The organism is Bacillus sp. TH30, assembly GCF_016650875.1.
In the GTDB taxonomy this organism is placed as follows: Bacteria; Bacillota; Bacilli; order Bacillales; family Bacillaceae_G; genus Bacillus_A; species Bacillus_A mycoides.
In genome coordinates, this window is the sequence record NZ_JAEKEY010000002.1 from 3,335,973 (window position 1) to 3,357,656 (window position 21,684).

Genomic DNA, 21,684 nt, shown 5'->3' on the forward strand with positions numbered 1-21,684 from the left:
AATCGTGAGTATAAAATTTACTAATGATGAAACGTTTTCATAATGAGTGAATTTAATTAGATAAAATCGAGCGGTTTGTGGAATGATCCACACAACTACCAAGAGAAAAAGGGGCGAAAGACTAGATGTCAAAAATCATCGCGATTAACGCAGGAAGCTCTTCGTTAAAGTTCCAATTATTTGAAATGCCAAGTGAAACAGTATTAACAAAAGGTTTAGTAGAACGTATCGGTTTAGAAGATAGTATCTTCACAATTACTGTAAATGGCGAAAAACAAAAAGAAATTACAAACATCCCAGATCATGCAGTAGCAGTTAACATGCTTCTTAAGAAATTAACTGAAAACGGAATCGTAAAATCTCTTGATGAGATTGGCGGTATCGGTCACCGTGTTGTACACGGCGGCGAAAAATTTGCTGATTCTGTTTTAATTGATGCTGAAGTATTAGCTGATATCGAAGAATTAAGCGATTTAGCACCACTTCACAACCCAGCAAACCTTGTTGGTATTAAAGCATTCCAAGAAGTACTACCAAACGTACCAGCAGTAGCAGTATTCGATACAGCATTCCACCAAACAATGCCGGAATCTGCATTCCTATACAGCTTACCATATGAGTACTATGAGAAATTTGGTATCCGTAAATACGGTTTCCACGGAACTTCTCATAAATATGTAACTGAGCGTGCGGCTGAATTATTAGGTCGTCCAATTGAAAGCTTAAGCCTACTTTCTTGTCACTTAGGTAACGGTGCAAGTATCGCAGCAGTAGAAGGCGGTAAGTCTATCGATACTTCTATGGGCTTCACTCCACTTGCTGGTGTAACAATGGGTACACGTTCTGGTAACATTGACCCTGCGTTAATTCCATACATCATGGAAAAAACAGGCCAAACTGTAGAAGAAGTAGTTAGCGTATTAAACAAGAAGAGTGGTATGTTAGGTCTTACTGGTTACTCTAGTGACCTACGTGACATCATTGCGAAAGAAGAAGAAGGCGACCACCGTGCGAAAGTAGCACTTGACGTGTTCGTGAGCCGTATCCATAAATACATCGGTTCTTACACAGCTCGTATGAAAGGCGTTGACGCTATCATCTTTACAGCTGGTGTAGGTGAAAACAGTGCAATTATTCGTGAGCGCGTATTAGAAGGCCTTGAGTACATGGGCGTATACTTCGACGTAAAACGCAATAACGTATTCGGTGAAGAAGCATTCATCAGCTTCCCACACTCTCCAGTAAAAATTATCGTAATTCCAACTGACGAAGAAGTTATGATTGCTCGTGACGTATTACGTCTTGGAGATATTGGTTAATATACTATATGAAAAAAAGACGAGATCCTATAGGATCTCGTCTTTTTTCTTTTGGATATATTTCAAAATTCCATCCGGATATAGTAATTTTTCTTTTTGAATGAATGCAGTGAGGGAAATCCATTTTGCATATGACAGTGTTTGTTCATCTGGTATATTCAGTATTTCCATTTCATATAGTGACATGTCTAATAAGCGTAAAGAATATAGCTGAATGATTTCATGACCAATTTTTCCATCTAGATGAAAGATGTTTTCTAAGCAGCCTAAATAATTGGTGATTTCCACTTCTGTGTGAAGCTCTTCTTGAAATTCGCGAATAACAGTATGTGCTGATTTTTCACCAAGTTCAATTGATCCGCCAAGAGGTCGGTAATATGTTTCATCACCTGTATGATATTCTTGTACGAGAAGGCGACCATGATGTATAGCAATGCCAAAAGCTTTTGCACGTGGATACATATATAATCACTCCTTATTTATTTTGTATAAGGATGATTATAAGGCAGGGTGTGATAAAAGGTGACGTGTATTTAAGCGTTTGGCCGAATTGTGATGCCATTAAATAAGTCATTCCAAAATGCTTCATTGTACTGGTATATATCCATCACTGGGCATTTTATAACACAAATATTTTGTAATCCCCAATCTTCTTGGGCGATAGTTGGTACATCGGCAGGAAGTAGTAAAAGGACGGAGAAGTTGTGTTTGACTATTTGAGATAAAATTTGTTCAAGAGAAAGTGCTTCTTCATATGTTCCTCCAGTTCGAATAAATAATATTGATTCTTCCATTTCAAGTGTAGTTAAAAAACGATTAATCCGATGCTCATAATTTAATTTAATATCTGTATAGGAAGGCCAAGAAGTTGGTGTGTTTACATCGGTTTTAAAATCATGGCAGGAGTCGATTTCATAAAGATTGTCTCTTAGTCGTAACTTAGCATCATCATCCCAAAATGAGATGAAAGACAAATTTTCTAATTCTAAAAAACGGTGAAAGCGATTTTGTAATAATAAATTCACTTTCTCTAATGAAGGACTTAGCATAAAATCAATAACACCAAAAAATGGTGATAATTCGAATTGAAATAATGCCCAAGCAGGCCAACAGTTTTGTCCTAAGCTGAATACTGCATTATAATTTTGTTTTATATTGGATAAATTCATGTGAGGCATCTCATCCTTTTTGCTAATATTTTATGTCATTAAAAAATGGTATGTGAATAGAGATAGACAAGCATATTTGCAAAGAAAAAGCGGAAATATGTTACAATAGGAAAAAATCGAACGAGGTGGTTGTTGTGATGCGATCGAAGCGAGAACAAGCCATTTTAGAAAATATAAAAGAGTGGGAAGGGCAATTAGTAGAGCAAGAAGCGACCGATTTTCAAAAGATGTTTGATAAGTGGTTGCATACTACAGTTGCAAAACTACCTGAGAAAAAACGAAAAGACTTTTTTACGAAAGCAGATGGATGGCTCTTTCATTTGCATGCACTTATTCAAAGTTCACAATCACAGTTAGATGCACGTAATCGTATTTTAGGAACATCGAGATTATTTGATGAATCAATTGAGCAACTTGAAGATTTGAAGGCGTTATCTATTGATCAATTAACATACATAGCAGAGCAGCAAACAGCACGTCATCGTCTATATTCATTCGTACAAGGCGGAGCAACAGGTGCTGGCGGTTTATTATTATTAACGGCTGATTTTCCGGTTATGATTGCGTTAAATGTGAAGGCTGTACAACTTATTGCGACATCATTTGGGCATGATGTGAACAAGCCGTATGAAATGATGCTTGCGTTAAAGGTATTCCATGCAGCATTATTGCCGGCGAGACTTCAGCAATACGCATGGTACAATTTACTGAGAGAACTTGAGCAAGAAGATTCATTTTTTTATGAAGGAGACGAAGAGGTGTTAAAGCCAGCTTCTACTGAGGTTGTGTTAAAACAAATTTTGAAGACATTTTCGATTTATGCTCTCCGTCGTAAATTATTCCAAGGCATTCCTGTACTTGGAATGGCAATTGGCTCTACAGTGAACTACCGCTTAACGAGGAATGTTACTGAATTTGCAAATAAGTTTTATCAAGTACGCTACATATTAGAAAAAGAAAAGAGAGCATGAAAAAAAGCGAGAGGCCGAAGCCTTTCGCTTTTTAGTTTGTCGCATGTTTTTTGGATATTGGAATAGAAACGGGTTGCTTTGCTGCTTTCTTTTCTGTTTTTGGATAGTAAATTAAATCCAATGTTTTTGCCTGTACGGCAATCGAAAGAATAGTAAAAGCAATTTCTGTCCAATTTAAATAATATAATGAAAGCGCAAGAACAATCGCGTCAAAGACGAAGAAAATTTGCCCAATTGTAAACCGAGTTCGTTTACTTAATATAATTGTTAAAATATCGTCTCCACCGGTTGCACCGCCAAATCGCAATATAAAACCGAGTCCAATACCAGCTAACGCACCGCCAACTACTGCAGCTACAAATAAATTATTTGATAAATCTACCGTAAAAGGAGAATAATTTTCCATAAGGGAATAAAATACTCCGAATGAAAGTGAACCTAAGAATGAATAGCCAACCATTTTTCTACCTAAAAATGAAGCACATAGTAAAATAATAGGGATATCCATTACTACAGTTGAAATAGATGGTGAAATATCATAAAAATTTTGGATGAATAGTGCAATACCTACAAAGCCACCTTCTGTTAAGTGGTTTTGGAAGTGAATGTGATATAGCGCTGCTGCTAATATAAATGAACCGATTAAAACCATAAAAACTTCTTTAATAATTTGTCGACTTTGGATGTTCCTCATCGTTATTCCTTCTTTCCGTAGTTAGTAGTCCTTTTGTGTTGTAAACTAACTACGAGCTCACATGTAGCTTTCAGTTAGTTTACGAAAAAAACTAACTACGCTATATGTCGCTGAAGAAATAACGAATAATCCTCTCGTCCATCAATTCTCCCTACCTTCGTTTTAGTTTAAGTCTTAAAGCGACTAAACAAAACGGGGAGTAGGATTCTTCATTTAGCAATCCTGCTCTTCTTTGTTTTGTTTAGCTAGTAACAATTAAGTCCTAAACAAAACGCTATGTGTAAGAAGAGTCTTTTTTTTGCCAAATTATCCTTCGGGCAATCATAATTTCCCCACTCTCGTATTTTTTTCGCTAGACTAAAGTATCTGAGCTGAAAAATACGCTACGTGTATGATTCGTCAATACGATGCCACATGCTCCTTCGAGCGATCATGATATCAAAATCCCTTCCTTCAAGATTTATATTATTATATCATACTTTCAAAAAATACATGCGGATGGAAACCGACAATAACCGGAGAGAATCTACAAAAAATGTTATGTTTAAATATTTTTGTAGAAAAGCCTAAGTTATTTCGTAGAACTGGACAACTTTTAGAAGTTTGTCCAATAAGTAAGAAAAGAAGGGTTTTTATTCAATTGTATTGTTCTCATCACTTTTATCTTTAAAAAATGCATCCCAGCTAATGATACTTAAAAAAGTTAAAGCGATAATAATGAAAGCTCGCATAAGTTTGAGACCTCCTTTTGTACATAGTATATGAATAATTTGTTTCGGAATGTGTCATTTTTTTACAAGCTCTAACTATTATGAGAGTATATTAATATAGATAGATGAGGGGGAGAATGGAGATATGCTAAAAGACATGTTTAAAAGAAAAGAATTAAAATGTGTTTCATGTCAGAAAAAGATTCAATATGAAGAAGAGCTAGTTGCTTTTGTGAAGTTGCCGAAAGAAAGAAGTGTATTAGTAGGCCCGTTTGATGTATGTTTAGCAAAAACGGCGCAAGAAATATATTGCAAAGCTTGTTACGACAAAAAAGCATGACCCGAATTAATTGAGGGGCATGCTTTTTTCATTGGTGTGCTTTTCCCTCAGATACGTTTTGGGTTAGACGATACCAAAGCCAAAGATCGTTAATAATTGAAGCAAGATCGGCAATTTCTGAATTTAGCTTGCAAGAAATTTCGAAGTCTTCTTCGTTATTTAAGTGGTGTTGTTTAGCGTTAATATGGTGCTCAAGTTCTTTTATGCGATCAGGTATTTTTCCGCGAACTTGCTCCCATTTTAATAAAATAGAATGCTGCGCTTGTTCAGAGATGTCTTCCCATTTTTTTTGTATGTTCGGTACTTCAATTCCTAGATGTTCATTGTATATAAAATACTTTTTCATAGACACCCCTCCATTTTCCTTTCTCTATTTTACATAAAAAAAGAAAGAAGTTCGACGAAATTGTTTGAAAAAATTTTATAAATTCCCCTTGATTCATTTTATGAAAGGTGATAAAGTTTGGATTATTATAAGAAAAGATGAATATTTATTCTTTAGGGGGATGCAAAATGGAGAAGAAAAAAGTTGTATTAGCATATTCCGGAGGTCTTGATACTTCCGTTGCAATTAAATGGTTACAAGAGAAGAATTATGATATTATCGCGCTTTGCTTAGATCTAGGGGAAGGTAAAGACTTAGCGTTTGTAAAAGAAAAAGCACTTTCAGTAGGTGCAATTAAATCATATATGATTGATGTTCAAGAAGAATATGCGAATGAATATGCATTGATAGCGATGCAAGCTCACACGTTATACGAAGGGAAATATCCTCTTGTCTCTGCATTATCTCGTCCGCTTATTGCAAAAAAACTAGTAGAAATTGCAGAGCAGGAAGGCGCAAGTGCAGTTGCACATGGATGTACAGGGAAAGGGAATGACCAAGTTCGTTTTGAAGTTTCTATTCAAGCGTTGAATCCATATTTAGAAGTTATTGCGCCTGTACGTGAATGGAAATGGTCACGTGAAGAAGAAATTGCATATGCAAAAGAAAATGATATACCGATTCCAATTAATTTAGATAGCCCGTTTTCAATCGATCAAAACTTATGGGGACGCAGCAACGAATGTGGAATTTTAGAAGATCTTTTGTTATTTCAAGCAGAAGACGGCATACGAGATGACGTTGGCATTAGAAGATACACCGAATAAACCAGAGTTTGTAGAAATCGGATTTGAAGCAGGAGTACCGACGACTTTAAACGGCACTGCATATTCACTTTCAGAACTAATTAAAACGTTAAATGCCTTAGCTGGCAAACATGGCGTTGGACGTATCGATCATGTAGAAAATCGCCTTGTCGGTATTAAATCTCGTGAAGTATATGAATGCCCAGCAGCAATGACATTAATAACAGCGCATAAAGAACTTGAAGATTTAACACTTGTGAAAGAGGTTGCTCATTTCAAACCGATGATTGAGCAAAAACTAACAGAATTAATTTATAACGGTTTATGGTTCTCACCTTTAAAACAAGCGCTCAATGCTTTCTTACAAGAAACGCAAAAAAATGTAACAGGTACAGTGCGTGTGAAATTATTTAAAGGTCATGCGATTGTAGAAGGGCGTAAATCTGAGTACTCTTTATACGATGAAAAATTAGCAACGTATACTGCCCAGGATGAATTTAATCATGATGCAGCAGTTGGATTCATTTCATTATTCGGTTTACCTACGAAAGTATACAGCCAAGTGAATCAAAAGAAGGTGGAAGCGTGAGCAAACTTTGGGGCGGACGTTTTACAGAAGAAGCGGAAGCGTGGGTAGAAGAATTCGGAGCTTCTATTTCCTTTGATAAGCAATTGGTTAGCCAAGATATAAAAGGGAGTATCGCACACGTAACGATGCTAGCAAAGCAAGGCATCGTTACGAAAGAAGAAGCTGAGAAAATAAAGATAGGGCTTCAATATTTACTAGAGGAAGCGAAACAAAATAAATTGAATTTCTCAGTCGAGGCTGAGGACATTCATTTAAATATTGAAAAAATGTTAATTGAAAGAATCGGTGAAGTAGGAGGGAAACTTCATACAGGCCGAAGCCGTAACGATCAAGTAGCGACAGATATGCATTTGTATTTAAAAGAAAAAGTAGAAGATATTATAAAAGCTACAAAACAATTGCAAACTGTTCTTGTTCATCAAGCGGAAAATAACATTGAAACAATTATGCCCGGCTATACGCACTTGCAACGTGCACAGCCGATTTCATTTGCGCATCATATTCTTGCTTACTTTTGGATGTTAGAGCGCGATGTGAATCGTTATGAAGATTCGTTAAAGCGTATTAACATTTCACCATTAGGAGCAGGAGCACTAGCTGGTACAACATTCCCGATTGACCGAGAGTATAGTGCGGAGCTTCTTGGATTTAATGGAATCTATGAAAATAGTTTAGATGCGGTAAGTGATCGTGATTTCATACTGGAGTTTTTAAGTAACTCATCTATGCTTATGATGCACTTATCACGCTTTTGCGAAGAACTTATTTTATGGAGTAGTCAAGAATTTCAATTTATTGAAATGAGCGATCAATACGCAACAGGAAGCAGTATTATGCCCCAGAAGAAAAATCCGGATATGGCGGAACTTATTCGTGGTAAAACTGGCAGAGTATACGGTAATTTATTCAGTTTACTTACAGTAATGAAAGGATTGCCGCTCGCTTACAATAAAGACTTACAAGAAGATAAAGAAGGAATGTTTGATACAGTGAAAACAGTAGAAGGATGCCTTCATATTATGGCAGGCATGCTTGAAACGATGACTGTAAACAAAGAAAAAATGGGGCAAGCTGTGACGCAAGACTTCTCTAACGCAACAGAAATTGCCGACTATTTAGCAAGCAAGGGACTGCCGTTCCGTCAAGCTCATGAAATTGTCGGGAAACTAGTTCTTCATTGTACGCAAAAAGGAATCTATTTATTAGATGTACCACTTGAAACGTATAAAGAAATGAGTCCGTTATTTGAAGAAGATTTATATGAAGTTCTTTCACCTTATGCAGCTGTAAAGCGTCGTAACAGTGCTGGTGGGACAGGGTTTGAGCAAATTGAAAAAGCTTTGGAGAAAGCGAAGGGGTTAGCAATAGAGTTTGTTGGAAGTTATATGATATAGAAGGTAAGGTGCTTTTTTAGAAAGTACCTTACCTTTTTGTATTTAGATTTTTAGGTATGTATCTATCATTTCATAATTGTTTTTCATAATCATAAAATGATGCTTCTCATGAATCGCTAATAGTTGGATAGATTGAATAAGGTTAGGGTAGTGAGCAATTGGATCTAAAAATACGATATGTCCTGCAATATTTTCTTCTATATTTTGAACTAGTTTTTTTATTTCATCTGTTTCACTTGAAAGTAATTCTTCTAATTCGTTTACATTCATAGAGTAATAGACTTTTTTTGAAGGGATTAAAATCCAAGGAGCTTTCATTCCTTTGCCGTGTTTTTCTTTATATTCGGCATAAATGTCATGTATGTCAGTTGCAAATGGGGCGTTTTTTCTTAGTTTGGCATAAGGAATAAGAGTGAAAGAGAATTTAATCGCTACTTTTAGCATTCTTGCAATTAAATATAAGTGATAAAAGTGTTCACCAATAGACCATTTTCCGTCCTCTTTCCTGTACCATAGTTGTTCGTGTGAAAGTGAATGAAGCTTAGGAAGGAACTGGTTTCTTTGCACATGTAATGTATGAAAATGTTTTGAAATATTTTCAGATTTCATATTTTGGTATCCTCCATTCTTTTTCCTAATTATAACATTTTTCGTATAGATTTAATTAAGCCTAGAACAATATGTTCTAGGCCTAAAGCTTCATCGATTAATCATACTTATGTCGACCTTCCGTAATTCGAATATACTCAATATCCATCAAATCTCTAAGTAATGCACCATTACTTACTTCCACACCATGTTTCTCTTTAAAATGTGTGCGGATCGTATCTAACATTTCGAGTTCTGTACCGTTCACATCTAAAATAATACGTTCATAATCATCCATGTAGCATCCTCCTTTTCTAAACACATATATTTTGTCCGTCTATTTCTAAAAAATGTATGTTAACCTAATGTTAGGAAATGAGAAAGGAATGGAAGATGAGACGTATTTATTTTGTAGGGTTAATTTTGTACACGCTAATTGTATTACACGTTGCATTCCCAGAAGTATTTTCATTTGAGAATATAACAACAATGCATATAGCAATCTTTATCTTTACTTTATTTGTAGTAGATTGCTGTACTTCTGTATGGCTGTCTAGAAAAAAGAAAGTACAAGAAGTAAAAGATAAAAAAGAAATAGAACGGAAAAAGAGAAAACGTTCATTTTGGATGACAACGTATTGTTTTTCTTTAGTGATTGCTGCTGCATTTTTTAGTGAGCATATTCCACTAGAAAGATTGGATATTGAATTTTGGGCAATTGTATTTGCATGTTATTTTTTCATGCACTTTCTTCCTTATATGAAAGAAAAGCGAGGAGAAGAGGAAGATCCGATTGAAGAAGAAGCGAGAGAAAAAGAGAGTAAGAGAATAGAAGAAGACATAAAGAAACTTGGCGAACAAAAGTGGTATTTAAAATCAAAAATTATATATGTTCTTTGCTTCATTACGCCGCCAATCGGTTATGTGTATGTTTTCTTACTTCGTAAAAAAATGACAGAAGATGCAAAGCAAACGTACTTAACTGTTGCCACGATAATGATGGCGCTATGGTCTTTGAAATTTCTTCCGCCGTATGTGTTGGCAGGTACCGTTGTTGTTGTGGCTTGTCTTGTATTTATAGTGAAGTTTGTGAAATGAAAAACACCAAGCCCATATGGACTTGGTGTTTTAATTATAAATTAAAGATCACCTTGCTCCTCATCACCACGAACAACAAGGACATCGCATTTCGCATAGCGAATAATATGTTCAGAGACGCTACCAATTAGGAAACGTTCTACAGCATTTAAACCAGTTGCACCACACATAATTAAATCCACTTTATTGTTTGGAGCGATTTCTTTTGAAATTTTAGATTTAGGATTACCAAATTCTAATACAGTTTCTACTTTTTCAAGACCAGCTTCAAGCGCAGTTTTTTTGTAGTCTTCTAATAAGTCTTCTGCAAATAGATTTGCACGTTCAGCAATTGCGCGGCTATAAGCCTCTACTGCTGAGTATGCTTTTACATCAACGATATGAGCAATTGTTAATGTTGCGTTGTTTCGTTTTGCAACTTGAATTGCTTTTTTAAAGGCTTTTTCTGCTTCTTTAGAACCGTCCACCGCAATTAAAATATTTGTATATGTATTATTCATAGTAAATTCCTCCCAATCATTTTTATTACCGTTTACAACTTTATTATAAAACAAATTTTGGTAATGTGCTTGTCGGAAACGTTACAGAATTTTGAAAACTTTGCCTTAATTCATTTTAGTTGTAATTGAAGCGAGAACTTGTTACATATGGAGTATAGCAATTTAAAAGGAGGCATGTTTGTGAGACACGCGCTCATTACAGCCGGTACGAAAGGTTTAGGAAAGCAAGTAACAGAAAAGTTATTGGATAAAGGATATTCAGTAACAGTAACATATCATAGCGATACAAGTGCTATGGAAACAATGAAAGAAACATATAAAAATATGGAAGAACGTCTACAGTTCGTGCAAGCTGATGTCACGAAAAAGGAAGATTTACATAAAATAGTAGAAGAAGCGATGAGCCGTTTTGGCAAAATTGACTTCTTAATTAATAATGCTGGTCCTTACGTATTTGAAAGGAAAAAATTAGTCGATTACGAAGAAGACGAATGGAATGAAATGATCCAGGGTAATTTAACAGCGGTGTTTCATTTATTAAAACTTGTCGTACCGATTATGAGAAACCAGCAATTTGGCCGTATTATTAACTATGGATTTCAAGGGGCAGATAGCGCGCCTGGATGGATTTATCGTTCAGCCTTTGCAGCTGCGAAAGTCGGACTTGTTTCTTTAACGAAAACAGTCGCATACGAAGAAGCTGAATACGGTATTACTGCGAATATGGTATGTCCTGGTGATATAATTGGTGAAATGAAAGAGGCAACGATTGAAGAAGCACGAAATCTGAAAGGTAGTAACACACCAATTGGTAGATCTGGAACAGGGGAAGATATCGCAAGAACCATTTCGTTTTTATGTGAGGACGATTCTGATATGATTACTGGCACGATTATTGAAGTAACAGGCGCTGTTGATGTTATTCATAGACATCGATAGAATTAAATAAAGTGAAGTTTCGAATAATTGGACAGTTTATCCTTTATACTGAGAGGTACGGATAATACTGTCCTTTCATGTAAGATTAAGTCTATCGGAAAACTTGTATTATTTTTTGTCAAATATTGAGATATTATGTTAGAATATAAGAGTATAGAAAGCGCTTTAAAAAATGATTCAGGGGTCATTTCATAACTCAAGGGGGAACTAATAATGCGTATCGGTATTCCAACAGAAATTAAAAACAATGAAAACCGCGTGGCAATGACGCCAGCGGGAGCTGTACATTTAGTACAAAATGGTCATGAAGTTTTTGTTCAAAAAGGATCAGGTGTAGGATCAGGCTTTACAGATGAAGAATACGTACAAGCTGGTGCGAAACTTGTTGAAACTGCTGAAGAAGCATGGAATCAAGATATGGTTATGAAGGTAAAAGAGCCAGTTGAAAGTGAATACGGTTATTTCCGCGAAGGTTTAATTTTATTCACATACTTACACTTAGCTCCAGAGCCAGAATTAACAAAAGCATTAATTGATAACAAAGTGGTATCAATTGCATACGAAACAGTACAATTAGACAATCGTTCTTTACCATTACTTGCACCAATGAGTGAAGTAGCTGGTCGTATGTCTGCGCAAATCGGTGCACAGTTCCTTGAGAAAAACAAAGGTGGTAAAGGTATTTTACTTGCAGGTGTTCCAGGGGTGAAACGCGGTAAAGTAACAATTATCGGCGGTGGTCAAGCTGGTACAAACGCAGCGAAAATTGCAGTAGGTTTAGGTGCAGATGTAACAATCATCGACTTAAGTGCAGAACGTCTTCGTCAATTAGATGACATTTTCGGAAACCAAGTAAAAACGTTAATGTCTAACCCGTATAACATTGCAGAAGCTGTAAGAGAATCTGATCTTGTAATCGGTGCAGTATTAATCCCAGGTGCAAAAGCGCCAAAACTTGTAACAGAAGAAATGATTCAATCAATGGAACCAGGTTCTGTCGTTGTAGATATCGCGATTGACCAAGGTGGTATTTTCGAAACAACTGACCGTATTACAACTCATGATAACCCAACTTATGAAAAACACGGCGTTGTTCACTATGCAGTTGCAAACATGCCAGGTGCGGTTCCACGTACATCAACTCTTGCATTAACAAACGTAACAGTACCATATGCAGTACAAATTGCTAACAAAGGCTACAAAGAAGCTTGCCTAGGCAACACTGCATTATTAAAAGGTATTAATACATTAGATGGCTACGTAACATTCGAAGCAGTTGCAGAAGCGCACAGCTTACAATATGCAGATGCAAAAGAGCTTCTTGAAAAAGCTCCTGCTTTATCATAATAGAAATAAAATAAAGACCTTTCCTTTGTAGGAAGGGTCTTTTTATTTAAACTAATTATCTAATTTCTTCACAATTTTCAAGCCGAACATCATTGTGAAGAAAAGAATTCCAAACAAGTAATACAGGGCATACTCTACTCGTATCGTCGAATTTTTGTCAGTAATATATAAAATAAATAGTATCGCAGAGCCAATTAAATGAGAGAGACCGAAAATTTGCGCCATAAGCTTTAAACTCATTTTCTCAATTCGTTCATCTATCTCAGGTAATGGGTATTTCTCGGACTCTTTCTTTTTCTTCTTAAAGAATATTCGTTTCACTACAAATAGTACCAAGGCTAAGAGTATGTATACGCCAGCGAATAGAAGGACAGAACGAATCTTTTCTTCATCACTACTATTGAAATAAAGGAAAATCGATCCTAACATTAAAATGGTAAGATGTGAAATGGATTCTTGATTAAAAGTATTTTTCATTCTTTTTCCTCCCCAGTTTTGTCTAATTGAAATAAATCTTCTACTTTACAGCCGAAAAACTCACATAATTTCAATGCTAATTCTAAACTTGGGTTGTATTTATTCTTCTCGATAGCGATGAGGGATTGTCTAGTGATTTGAACAGAGGAAGCTAATTGCTCTTGGGTGATGTCTCTAACGACGCGGAATTGTTTCACTTTATTTTTAATCAAATATACAAAGTCTCCTTTTTGTAAATTTGTTACTTTCATAATATCCATTTATAGGTAAAAAGCAAATAAAACTTTACAAAAAGTAAATAAAACTTTACGAGAAATATTGCTTGTTATGATGTTGTTTTTTGTGATAATTTGGAATTAAATGAAAAATGAAAGTCGATAGAGGAGATTCAATGGGGAGCAAAAAGAGTAAGAAAAAGCAAGCTAAAAGACAAAAGTATATAAAGAAAAAACAGGAACAGAACATACCTCTTTCAAAAAAAGTAGTCATTATGATAGAAAAAACATTTCGGTATATTTGTATGGCTCTGTATGTGATTTTTTGCGTGTTTTTATGTGGGATGGTTAAAAATTTTGGGATAACCCCTAATGTTATTGAAGGTATTTTTGGCGTTACACTTGTTATGGTAGAAGGATTCTTATTCTTTATATTATTTGATAAAGTGTGGCCTAGTCATGAAAGTAAAAAAGATAGAAAAAGAAGAAAAAAATCTTCATCCGATTCAAGCTCATCAAGCGGATTTGGTGATTACAGTAGCAACGATTGTAGCAGTTCAAGTGATGGTGGAGGAGATTGCGGAGGTGGAGGAGACTAAATTAGTTTTTCAGAAGAACGACTAATGAAAGGGTGGGACGAAAGATGGAAACTGTGAATTTATTAGAATTAACAAAGGACATTCAAGAACAACATAAAAACTTCGTCGTTTCAAATGTAAATAATCATTGCTTACGAATCGCCGTATTTACTGGTGAATATGATTGGCACTATCATTCTAATTCGGATGAATTATTTATTGTGCTAGAGGGAGAACTACTTATCGATTTTGAAGATGGAGAGACGGTGGTTTTAAAGCCAAATGATTCTATCTTAATTCCAGCATGCACGATCCATAGAACGAGAGCATTCAAGAGAACGGTAAATCTTTGTTTTGAAAATATAGAGGCGGATACGATTAAAGTGGAGCAATTATGAAAAAATTATCTGTAGCCCAGTATAGAAAAATCCTTCCGATTTTAGAAGGTCATACAAGGACAACAACCTTTGCTCATGCGGTATGTGATCAAATGATAGATGGTGAAGTTTTTGCAAACGAGAAGTTAACAGCAGGACTAATTCGTACAGCTAATGGTATCTATTATTTATTTGGTGATACGGATGATCAAAATTATAACGAATATTTATTTGCGTATTTAAAAATGGCTATTGAAAAAACAGAGAAACGATTTACACTGTTCACTTCGAGTGAAGAGTGGGAAATGATGATTGAAGAGTACTTTAGTAATGCATTTCGGAACATCCCACGAATGACATTTCAATTTCAAAGAGAAGTTTTTGAAGACAGAAGAATAGAATTAAACAAAAATACATATGAAATTAAACGTATTGATAAAAGTGATATAGAACGAAGTAATGAATTTACAGAGGATTATTACAAAGAATATTGGGGATCAAAAGAAGTATTTTTAAATAACGGCTTTGGTTTTTGTATAGAACAAGATGGGATGATTGTAGCCGAATGCGTCTCAATATTTAGAGGGAATGGTTTTGCTGAAATTGATATTGCAACACATGAAGCACATCAAGGGAAAGGGTTAGCTCAAGCTGTCGCAACACGTTTCATTGAACAGTGTATACAAAATCATATTACACCATGCTGGGATTGTAATGTAGATAATATTCCCTCGCAAAAATTAGCTAGTAAATTAAGCTTCCATAATCCAGTAGAATATGTTTTGTTTGTCCGCAAGAAAATGGGGGAATAAAAGATGAACGTAGAATTAACAAGATTCAAAGTCAAGCCAGGTAAAAGTCATCGCGTAGATGAATGGATGCAGCTTCTTAATGATAATATGAAAGAAGTGCTTTTGACATTAAACGACGAAAAGATGTATGTAGAGACAATTTTCCGGGAAATAAGAGATGGAGAAGAGTACTTATATTGGTATTCTGTGCAAGGAGAAGGCGGGGCTCTTGTCGAAAATTCTCATCATGAAATTGATAAAAAGCACTTAGCGTTTTGGTATGAATGTATTGATGAAGAAACACCGTCTGTTGATATGAAAACAGAAGTTGTTATGATTCAAGATGTTGTGAAGGAAGTAATGAAATAATAGAATAGTATGTTGGAGAGAAGCGCATCAAAATAGATGTGTTTTTTATTTTGAAAAACGATTTAACAATAAACTCAAAAGAATTTCTATACCAAATGAAGTCTTTAGCAAAAAAATAGTGAAGGTATACCAAGTGATTATTTTGAACAATATTATAAAGCAATAAAAAACACCAAACCAAAAGACCTACCAATATATGGTGTAGTCGTAACAGGAAAAATAGAGAATTTACAAGGTTTACAAGGAGCACCATATATTAAGGCGGCTGTAAGAGGCGTAACAGTTGAGAAATATTGATTACAATTAATTAATGTGAATAATCAGAAAATTTATGTTATAATATGGGAAAAGGAGGCTTATATGAGGCAAATACATGGAGCAATTTATATTTACATAACAATGTTTTTCGTAGGAGCATCTTATGGATTAGGGCATGTGTATTCGCATCCTATATTAACTTTTTTAAGCGGAGCATGTATGGTGTTTGCGCTTCTTGTCCACCTTTTCTCAGTTTGGATCGTGAAATTTCAAATTAATATTAGTGAAATAGAAGAAGGCACTTTTTGAGTGGCCTTCTTTTTTAATAATATTGGCGGAGCCCCTGCAGTAATTTTTCAATTTCGCATTCAGTTTCTTTACATATAGACATTGTGCGTAATCTGAAAAATAAACTACGTAAGAAAGATTTTATATTTCCGTGTAGAAATTCGTACGAGTCAATATGTAGTGTCGGTTTTTGAACTTGCAATTGAGCTACTAGATCACGAAGGGCTAATATGAGTACTTCTTCCGCTAGGCCATTTTGCAGCATTACGACAATTGGACAAACGATACGTTCATCTTCTTCATACTTGTAATAGATGGAATGGATACAAACTTTATTTAATAAAGTTGTTAGTATTTCTTCGTAATGTGAAGCTCCTAGTTTAGGATTATTAACAAGCGCTTCAAATGTATCGGAAGCATGAGCGATACTATGTGCCCAGCCATGGTCTTGCACATAGCCTCGTAAGTCATGTTCTTTGTTCATATATAGAATTAATTTATCTTTTACATTTAAAATATCAGCCTGTGATAAGAAATTATGTTTTGTATCAGCATCGATAATGAGTGCGATTAATAATGTTGTAAATGCACGGGTAAATACAGCATCGTCGTCATCTGAATGAATCTTGTAAAATAAATAGTTTTCATTGATGCTTTCTGATAATAGTTTCTGTAAGTGTGAGTGTGAAAGGTAGTCCTTTTTAATGAGATGATAAAAAGTAGAGTAAATGAGTTTGTCTCTTAAATAGCTATCAGTAACACCGATATGTTGAAGCATACTTGAACTTAAAGAATCAATATGAATTGTGTTATCTAGTATGTAATTATTATTACGAATTTCTTCTAACTGTTGTTGTAACATATAAACCTCCTATTTTAGAAAATTCTGTATATTAATAGTATAATAAGAGGAAGAAATAGACAAGAAATAAGTGCTTTTAAATGAACCGATATGGGGGAATCGTTATGAGGAAAGTCATGTTCTTCTTCATTAATATTTTATTTTTAGGTGTGTTTCTAATAATATTACCAGCGTGTACTACTAAAACAGTAGAGCAAGTAGAAGTAAAAGAAGAACCTAAAGAAGGGTATGTAATATTGAGAAATGGCACAATATTTTTTGACAGTGATAAAACTTTTAAAACAAAAGTAGAATTGCAAAATTATATGGAACAACAAATGAATAAAGAGCATCCATCAGATACAGTCTTGAGCTTTAAGGATAAAAACGCATATGATCAATTAAAAACAGGGGATAAAATAAATGTATGGTCTTCTCAGATACTTGAAAGTTATCCAGCAAAAATGATTGTAGAGAGACTTGAAATAGTAGAGAAATAGAAAAAGGTAGCGATCACGCTACCTTTTTTATTATTTCACAAATTGTAATTCTTTCGGGAATTTCGTTAAGATTTCTGATCCGTCTTTTGTGATGTAAATATCATCTTCAATACGAACGCCGCCTACGTTTGGTACGTAAATACCTGGCTCGATTGTGAAGACCATGCCTTCTCTTAATAGAGACTCATTGCCTTCTTTTACATCTGGATATTCGTGTACGCTAATTCCAAGTCCGTGACCAAGGCGGTGTGGGAAGAAGTCTCCATAACCTGCATCTGCGATAACAGAGCGAGCAGCGTTGTCAATTGCACCAAATGTAACGCCTGGTTTACATGCTTCAACTGCTTGTAGTTGTCCAGCAAGTACAGTGTTGTAAATGCGAGTTTGTTCTTCAGAAATATCACCAAATGCTACTGTACGTGTAATGTCAGAGCAATAACCTTCAATGATTACACCTAAATCAAATAGTACGAAATCACCGCGTTTCATTTTGTTTGCACCTGGAATACCGTGTGGAAGAGCAGAGTTTGCACCTGCTAATACCATCGTATCGAATGACATTTTATGGATGCCTTTTGTTTTTAATTCATGCTCAATAATTGCTAATACTTCTAGCTCGCTGCGATTTTCTTTAATTGCATTTACACCAACTTCAACAGCATAATCTGCCATTTTAGCTGCTTCACGTAAAATAGAAAGTTCTTTTTCATCTTTAATTAAGCGAAGCTCGCGAACTTTCTCTTCAGCTGATTTGAAAGCTGCATTTGGGAATAATTTTGTTAATTCTTCGTAGCGCTCTACGTTTAAATGTTCTTTTTCAATTGCAACTGCATTTGCATCAATACCACGATCTTTAATTGCTTTTGCAATCATATCCCATGGTTTGTCCGTATCAGTAAATCCGATAATTTCATGTGCCCAGCCAGCGTTACGCGCTTGGCCTTCTTCCATTTTAGGACAAATTAAAATAGGCTCTTTTTCTTGGAATACAAACATACCAAGTAGTCTTTCATGTGGTTCACAGTGGAAGTTTGTCATGTAGAAAACGTTTGGTGTAGAAGTTAAGAACGCAGCTTCTACGTTTTTTTCTTTTAGCCATTGCATTAAATTTTCTAATCTAGCATTCATCGATTGGCACCCCCGAGATATTTAATTACAAATATAACTTTACATCGGACGAAAGCGTTATGACAAGTAAATAGATGTTAGAAAAGACAGGGAATTAAGAAATCATGTAGAATAAAAAGTGTGAATGTGAATAGGGGAGGAATGTAATGATGAAAGTATCTTATCACGGGCATTCAGTTGTAAAGATTGAAACGAATGGCAAAGTTATTTTAATTGACCCATTTTTAATGGGAAATCCGAAAACAGATTTAAAGGCTGAAGATGTAAAAGTTGATGCGATTATTTTATCGCACGGACATGGTGATCATGTTGGGGATACAGTAGAGCTTGCGAAGAAAAATAATGCAGTTGTAGTAGCACCGTTTGAACTAGCAACATTTTTAGGATGGCAAGGTGTAAATACACATCCAATGCATATTGGTGGTTCACATGAATTTGACTTTGGAAAAGTGAAATTTACTCAAGCATTCCACGGCTCTAGTTATATTGATGAAGAAAATAAGACGATTACATATACAGGTATGCCAGCTGGTATTTTGTTTACAGCAGAGGAGAAAACGGTATATCATGCAGGAGATACTGCTTTATTCTCTGATATGAAGTTAATTGGAGAACTGAATAATATTGATTTAGCATTTTTACCAATTGGCGATAATTTCACAATGGGGCCAGAAGATGCTGTGTTAGCATCAAAATGGATAGAGGCGAAAACAGTTGTACCGATGCATTACAATACGTTCCCAGTTATTGAACAAGATCCATATCAATTTGTAGGAAAGCTACAAAATTGTACAGGGAAAGTATTAGAAGCTGGAGAAAGTATTACACTATAAAAAAGAAACCCTTCATTTGAAATGACAAGTGAAGGTTTTTTTATGTGTGTAGTACAGTTTTTAAAGTCTGTATTTGTTTAGCTGATTCTTCTTGTTTTGTACGTGGCTGTTCGGGTGTTTCATTCAACTCCATTGCAACTTTTTTTCCATCTATGAAAGCTAAAAATACAGCACCTACAACCTCTAAAAATTTTTTCATAATGTATTCGCTCCTTTGTTTCATTTCTTGTCTTAATTGTATATTGAAGCGTCTGGACAAACTATCGAACGAGATGACAATACCATTACATTGTTGTAATAGAATGACTGGTGGAATGTAAGGGGTATTTTGTTATAAAAAAAATGGTACAGGCATATAAAGAGAGAGTGTAACAGTTTTGAAAATATAGTATACTGAAAATACAACACATGAAGAATTTAGGGAAAAGAAAGTATGGTGAAACCATTTGGCTACCAAACATAATCAAATTTTAGAACATATTAATAGCCTGCCGGTAGGGCATAAAATTTCTGTGAGGCAAATTGCGAAAGATTTGAGTGTAAGTGAAGGGACAGCTTACCGTGCAATTAAAGACGCAGAAAATAAAGGATATGTTAGTACAATTGAACGTGTCGGAACAATTCGAATTGAACAAAAGAAGAAAGAGAATATCGAAAAACTGACATATGCAGAAGTCGTTAACATTGTCGATGGTCAAGTACTTGGAGGCAGAGAAGGACTACATAAAACATTAAATAAATTCGTAATCGGGGCTATGAAATTAGAAGCGATGATGCGCTATACAGAAGCAGGGAATTTACTTATCATCGGTAACCGTACGAACGCACATCAATTAGCATTAGAAACAGGGGCTGCTGTATTAATTACAGGTGGATTTGATACAGAAGAGCATGTGAAAAAGTTAGCAGATGAATTGAAATTGCCAATTATTTCGAGTAGTTATGATACATTTACGGTCGCAACGTTAATTAACCGTGCAATTTATGATCAACTTATTAAGAAAGAAATTGTACTAGTTGAAGATATTTTAACACCAATTGAAGAAACACTATATTTAAATCCTAGTGACATAGTGCAGAAATGGCATGAGTACAATGAAGAGACGATGCATGGACGTTATCCAATTGTGGATGAAAATAAAAAGGTGTTAGGTATCGTAACTTCGAAAGATATGATTGGTGTTGCGAAAGAAACACCGATTGATAAAGTTATGACGAAACACCCTATTACGGTAAACGGAAAAATGTCTGTCGCAGCTGCAGCACGTATGATGGTGTGGGAAGGTATTGAATTACTTCCTGTTGTGGAGGATGGAAATAAATTGCAAGGTATCATTAGTCGTCAAGATGTACTTCAGGCGCTGCAAATGATTCAGCGTCAACCACAAGTTGGTGAAACGATTGATGACATTGTAACGAATCAATTTATGACGCCGAAAGAAGCAAAAAATGAGCATTTATATCAATTTTCAGTGACACCACAAATGACGAATTCAATCGGGACGTTATCTTACGGTGTATTCACAACAATTGTGACAGAAGCAACAAACCGCGTCATTCGTGCGCAGAAGAAGAGCGATTCAATTGTTGAGAACTTAACAATTTATTTCGTAAAACCGGTTCAAATTGATAATGTTGTATCGGTTCATCCGAAAGTATTAGAAATTGGCCGTAAATTTGGTAAGGTTGATGTAGAAGTACATCATGAAGGTAATGTTGTCGGGAAAGCATTACTTATGGTGCAGTTAATCGATAAATAAAAAGGTGGAACAAATCGCTTTGGTTTGTTCCATCTTTTTTGTTTTATTGGGTTTGGAAGCTGTTGCTAAAGATGTGGAGGAGTTTTAGCTGGAAATATATATATATAAGGAGAGATGATTGTATAATTAGAAAAAACAGAATATTAATCCATTTAGAGTGTATACTATGATATAATTAGATTGTAAGATAATGGATGTCGGAAGGGGGATGCAATATGTCATCAGAATTACTCTTTTTTGGTGGTATCGCACTCTTTTATTTCCTTGTGATGATACCAATTCAATACTTATACTTACAAGGATTAAATGAAAAAAAGAAACGAACAGGATTATCTCAGCAAGAACTATACAAACAGATGTCTTTTGGAGAAGAACAATTACATTTTCACGTGCAAGGTAATCCCTTTAATATACCATCTGCGTTTGTTGCATATATGATTTTGAAAGTGAAGGGACGTAAAAAAGCATCACAATGTTGAT

Annotated in this window: 28 protein-coding genes and 2 pseudogenes; 18 read left to right on the forward strand and 12 right to left on the reverse strand. The window is 35.1% G+C overall.

Annotation, left to right across the window (positions count from 1 at the left end):
- The first annotated feature begins 125 nt into the window (after window positions 1-125).
- Window positions 126-1,319, forward strand: coding sequence for an acetate kinase (ackA, locus tag JFU20_RS19350; RefSeq protein ID WP_002015546.1), 1,194 nt, complete (start codon window positions 126-128; stop codon window positions 1,317-1,319).
- A 27-nt stretch (window positions 1,320-1,346) separates the two neighbouring features.
- Here ackA and JFU20_RS19355 read toward each other — a convergent pair whose 3' ends face one another.
- Together JFU20_RS19355 and JFU20_RS19360 are read right to left on the reverse strand one after the other, a co-directional pair.
- Window positions 1,347-1,781, reverse strand: a complete 435-nt coding sequence (locus JFU20_RS19355) for an NUDIX hydrolase (RefSeq protein ID WP_002164977.1) — start codon at window positions 1,779-1,781, stop codon at window positions 1,347-1,349.
- Between the two features lie 71 nt (window positions 1,782-1,852).
- Window positions 1,853-2,488: a DUF1796 family putative cysteine peptidase gene (locus JFU20_RS19360; RefSeq protein ID WP_002164978.1), complete on the reverse strand. Its 636-nt coding sequence runs from the start codon at window positions 2,486-2,488 to the stop codon at window positions 1,853-1,855.
- A gap of 137 nt (window positions 2,489-2,625) precedes the next feature.
- Between JFU20_RS19360 and JFU20_RS19365 the strand changes: the two genes are divergently transcribed.
- Complete coding sequence (locus tag JFU20_RS19365) at window positions 2,626-3,459, forward strand: EcsC family protein (protein WP_002112252.1); 834 nt, start codon at window positions 2,626-2,628, stop codon at window positions 3,457-3,459.
- A 31-nt stretch (window positions 3,460-3,490) separates the two neighbouring features.
- Here JFU20_RS19365 and JFU20_RS19370 read toward each other — a convergent pair whose 3' ends face one another.
- Complete coding sequence (locus JFU20_RS19370; protein WP_002015542.1) at window positions 3,491-4,153, reverse strand: YitT family protein; 663 nt, start codon at window positions 4,151-4,153, stop codon at window positions 3,491-3,493.
- 855 nt (window positions 4,154-5,008) lie between these two features.
- Here JFU20_RS19370 and JFU20_RS19375 point away from each other — a divergent pair.
- Complete coding sequence (locus JFU20_RS19375; RefSeq protein WP_002015541.1) at window positions 5,009-5,203, forward strand: hypothetical protein; 195 nt, start codon at window positions 5,009-5,011, stop codon at window positions 5,201-5,203.
- Window positions 5,204-5,231: 28 nt separating this feature from the next.
- On the opposite strand, the gene JFU20_RS19380 is transcribed toward JFU20_RS19375, so the two are convergent.
- Window positions 5,232-5,549 (reverse strand): hypothetical protein, encoded by a 318-nt coding sequence (locus tag JFU20_RS19380; RefSeq protein WP_002015540.1) that lies wholly within the window; start codon window positions 5,547-5,549, stop codon window positions 5,232-5,234.
- Between the two features lie 167 nt (window positions 5,550-5,716).
- Between JFU20_RS19380 and JFU20_RS19385 the strand changes: the two are divergent.
- Both JFU20_RS19385 and argH read left to right on the forward strand, forming a co-directional pair.
- Window positions 5,717-6,923, forward strand: a pseudogene (locus JFU20_RS19385) (argininosuccinate synthase).
- Window positions 6,920-8,317 (forward strand): argininosuccinate lyase, encoded by a 1,398-nt coding sequence (gene argH, locus JFU20_RS19390; RefSeq protein ID WP_201038845.1) that lies wholly within the window; start codon window positions 6,920-6,922, stop codon window positions 8,315-8,317. The pseudogene JFU20_RS19385 and the gene argH overlap by 4 nt, the downstream one beginning before the upstream one ends.
- 42 nt (window positions 8,318-8,359) lie before the next feature.
- Here argH and JFU20_RS19395 read toward each other — a convergent pair whose 3' ends face one another.
- Both JFU20_RS19395 and JFU20_RS19400 read right to left on the reverse strand, forming a co-directional pair.
- The gene (locus JFU20_RS19395) at window positions 8,360-8,926 is read right to left on the reverse strand and encodes a DinB family protein (RefSeq protein WP_002015537.1); all 567 of its coding nucleotides are present in this window, start codon (window positions 8,924-8,926) and stop codon (window positions 8,360-8,362) included.
- Window positions 8,927-9,023: 97 nt separating this feature from the next.
- Window positions 9,024-9,203, reverse strand: a complete 180-nt coding sequence (locus JFU20_RS19400) for a hypothetical protein (protein ID WP_002015536.1) — start codon at window positions 9,201-9,203, stop codon at window positions 9,024-9,026.
- A gap of 95 nt (window positions 9,204-9,298) precedes the next feature.
- Between JFU20_RS19400 and JFU20_RS19405 the strand changes: the two genes are divergently transcribed.
- Window positions 9,299-10,003, forward strand: coding sequence for a hypothetical protein (locus JFU20_RS19405; protein ID WP_033715937.1), 705 nt, complete (start codon window positions 9,299-9,301; stop codon window positions 10,001-10,003).
- Between the two features lie 41 nt (window positions 10,004-10,044).
- On the opposite strand, the gene JFU20_RS19410 is transcribed toward JFU20_RS19405, so the two are convergent.
- Window positions 10,045-10,503, reverse strand: a complete 459-nt coding sequence (locus tag JFU20_RS19410) for a universal stress protein (protein WP_002164984.1) — start codon at window positions 10,501-10,503, stop codon at window positions 10,045-10,047.
- 147 nt (window positions 10,504-10,650) lie between these two features.
- On the opposite strand from JFU20_RS19410, the gene JFU20_RS19415 reads away from it, so the two are divergent.
- Window positions 10,651-11,442: an SDR family oxidoreductase gene (locus JFU20_RS19415; protein ID WP_002015530.1), complete on the forward strand. Its 792-nt coding sequence runs from the start codon at window positions 10,651-10,653 to the stop codon at window positions 11,440-11,442.
- Window positions 11,443-11,655: 213 nt separating this feature from the next.
- Window positions 11,656-12,789 (forward strand): alanine dehydrogenase, encoded by a 1,134-nt coding sequence (ald, locus tag JFU20_RS19420; RefSeq protein ID WP_002015529.1) that lies wholly within the window; start codon window positions 11,656-11,658, stop codon window positions 12,787-12,789.
- A gap of 51 nt (window positions 12,790-12,840) precedes the next feature.
- Here ald and JFU20_RS19425 read toward each other — a convergent pair whose 3' ends face one another.
- Both JFU20_RS19425 and JFU20_RS19430 read right to left on the reverse strand, forming a co-directional pair.
- Window positions 12,841-13,266, reverse strand: coding sequence for a hypothetical protein (locus JFU20_RS19425; RefSeq protein ID WP_002164985.1), 426 nt, complete (start codon window positions 13,264-13,266; stop codon window positions 12,841-12,843).
- Window positions 13,263-13,526: a helix-turn-helix transcriptional regulator gene (locus tag JFU20_RS19430; protein ID WP_002015527.1), complete on the reverse strand. Its 264-nt coding sequence runs from the start codon at window positions 13,524-13,526 to the stop codon at window positions 13,263-13,265. The genes JFU20_RS19425 and JFU20_RS19430 overlap by 4 nt, the downstream gene beginning before the upstream one ends.
- A gap of 131 nt (window positions 13,527-13,657) precedes the next feature.
- Between JFU20_RS19430 and JFU20_RS19435 the strand changes: the two genes are divergently transcribed.
- From JFU20_RS19435 to JFU20_RS19460, 6 genes and pseudogenes are all read left to right on the forward strand, one after another.
- Window positions 13,658-14,080 carry a hypothetical protein gene (locus JFU20_RS19435; protein ID WP_002164987.1) on the forward strand — a complete coding sequence of 141 codons (423 nt, stop codon included), beginning with the start codon at window positions 13,658-13,660 and terminating at the stop codon, window positions 14,078-14,080.
- A gap of 44 nt (window positions 14,081-14,124) precedes the next feature.
- Window positions 14,125-14,457 carry a cupin domain-containing protein gene (locus JFU20_RS19440; RefSeq protein WP_002015525.1) on the forward strand — a complete coding sequence of 111 codons (333 nt, stop codon included), beginning with the start codon at window positions 14,125-14,127 and terminating at the stop codon, window positions 14,455-14,457.
- Complete coding sequence (locus JFU20_RS19445) at window positions 14,454-15,248, forward strand: GNAT family N-acetyltransferase (protein ID WP_002143366.1); 795 nt, start codon at window positions 14,454-14,456, stop codon at window positions 15,246-15,248. The genes JFU20_RS19440 and JFU20_RS19445 overlap by 4 nt, the downstream gene beginning before the upstream one ends.
- Before the next feature lie 3 nt (window positions 15,249-15,251).
- Window positions 15,252-15,596: a DUF6176 family protein gene (locus JFU20_RS19450; protein WP_002034307.1), complete on the forward strand. Its 345-nt coding sequence runs from the start codon at window positions 15,252-15,254 to the stop codon at window positions 15,594-15,596.
- Between the two features lie 50 nt (window positions 15,597-15,646).
- A pseudogene (locus tag JFU20_RS19455) lies at window positions 15,647-15,893 on the forward strand (anti sigma factor C-terminal domain-containing protein); the annotation flags it as partial.
- 63 nt (window positions 15,894-15,956) lie between these two features.
- Window positions 15,957-16,163 (forward strand): hypothetical protein, encoded by a 207-nt coding sequence (locus JFU20_RS19460; RefSeq protein ID WP_002164988.1) that lies wholly within the window; start codon window positions 15,957-15,959, stop codon window positions 16,161-16,163.
- Window positions 16,164-16,176: 13 nt separating this feature from the next.
- Here the strand turns inward: JFU20_RS19460 and JFU20_RS19465 are convergent, their stop codons facing one another.
- Window positions 16,177-17,004: a DUF2785 domain-containing protein gene (locus JFU20_RS19465; RefSeq protein WP_002015521.1), complete on the reverse strand. Its 828-nt coding sequence runs from the start codon at window positions 17,002-17,004 to the stop codon at window positions 16,177-16,179.
- Between the two features lie 104 nt (window positions 17,005-17,108).
- Between JFU20_RS19465 and JFU20_RS19470 the strand changes: the two genes are divergently transcribed.
- Window positions 17,109-17,483 (forward strand): DUF3221 domain-containing protein, encoded by a 375-nt coding sequence (locus tag JFU20_RS19470; protein ID WP_113766078.1) that lies wholly within the window; start codon window positions 17,109-17,111, stop codon window positions 17,481-17,483.
- A 30-nt stretch (window positions 17,484-17,513) separates the two neighbouring features.
- Here JFU20_RS19470 and pepQ read toward each other — a convergent pair whose 3' ends face one another.
- The gene (pepQ, locus tag JFU20_RS19475) at window positions 17,514-18,611 is read right to left on the reverse strand and encodes a Xaa-Pro dipeptidase (protein WP_002015518.1); all 1,098 of its coding nucleotides are present in this window, start codon (window positions 18,609-18,611) and stop codon (window positions 17,514-17,516) included.
- 149 nt (window positions 18,612-18,760) lie between these two features.
- Here pepQ and JFU20_RS19480 point away from each other — a divergent pair, with 149 nt between their 5' ends.
- Window positions 18,761-19,444 (forward strand): metal-dependent hydrolase, encoded by a 684-nt coding sequence (locus tag JFU20_RS19480; protein WP_201039237.1) that lies wholly within the window; start codon window positions 18,761-18,763, stop codon window positions 19,442-19,444.
- Window positions 19,445-19,484: 40 nt separating this feature from the next.
- Here the strand turns inward: JFU20_RS19480 and JFU20_RS19485 are convergent, their stop codons facing one another.
- Window positions 19,485-19,643 (reverse strand): hypothetical protein, encoded by a 159-nt coding sequence (locus JFU20_RS19485; RefSeq protein WP_201038846.1) that lies wholly within the window; start codon window positions 19,641-19,643, stop codon window positions 19,485-19,487.
- 247 nt (window positions 19,644-19,890) lie between these two features.
- Here JFU20_RS19485 and JFU20_RS19490 point away from each other — a divergent pair, with 247 nt between their 5' ends.
- The gene (locus JFU20_RS19490) at window positions 19,891-21,204 is read left to right on the forward strand and encodes a DRTGG domain-containing protein (RefSeq protein ID WP_002015514.1); all 1,314 of its coding nucleotides are present in this window, start codon (window positions 19,891-19,893) and stop codon (window positions 21,202-21,204) included.
- A 215-nt stretch (window positions 21,205-21,419) separates the two neighbouring features.
- On the forward strand, window positions 21,420-21,683 hold the full coding sequence (locus JFU20_RS19495) for a DUF3949 domain-containing protein (RefSeq protein WP_002034294.1): 264 nt from the start codon (window positions 21,420-21,422) through the stop codon (window positions 21,681-21,683).
- Window position 21,684: the final 1 nt, after the last annotated feature.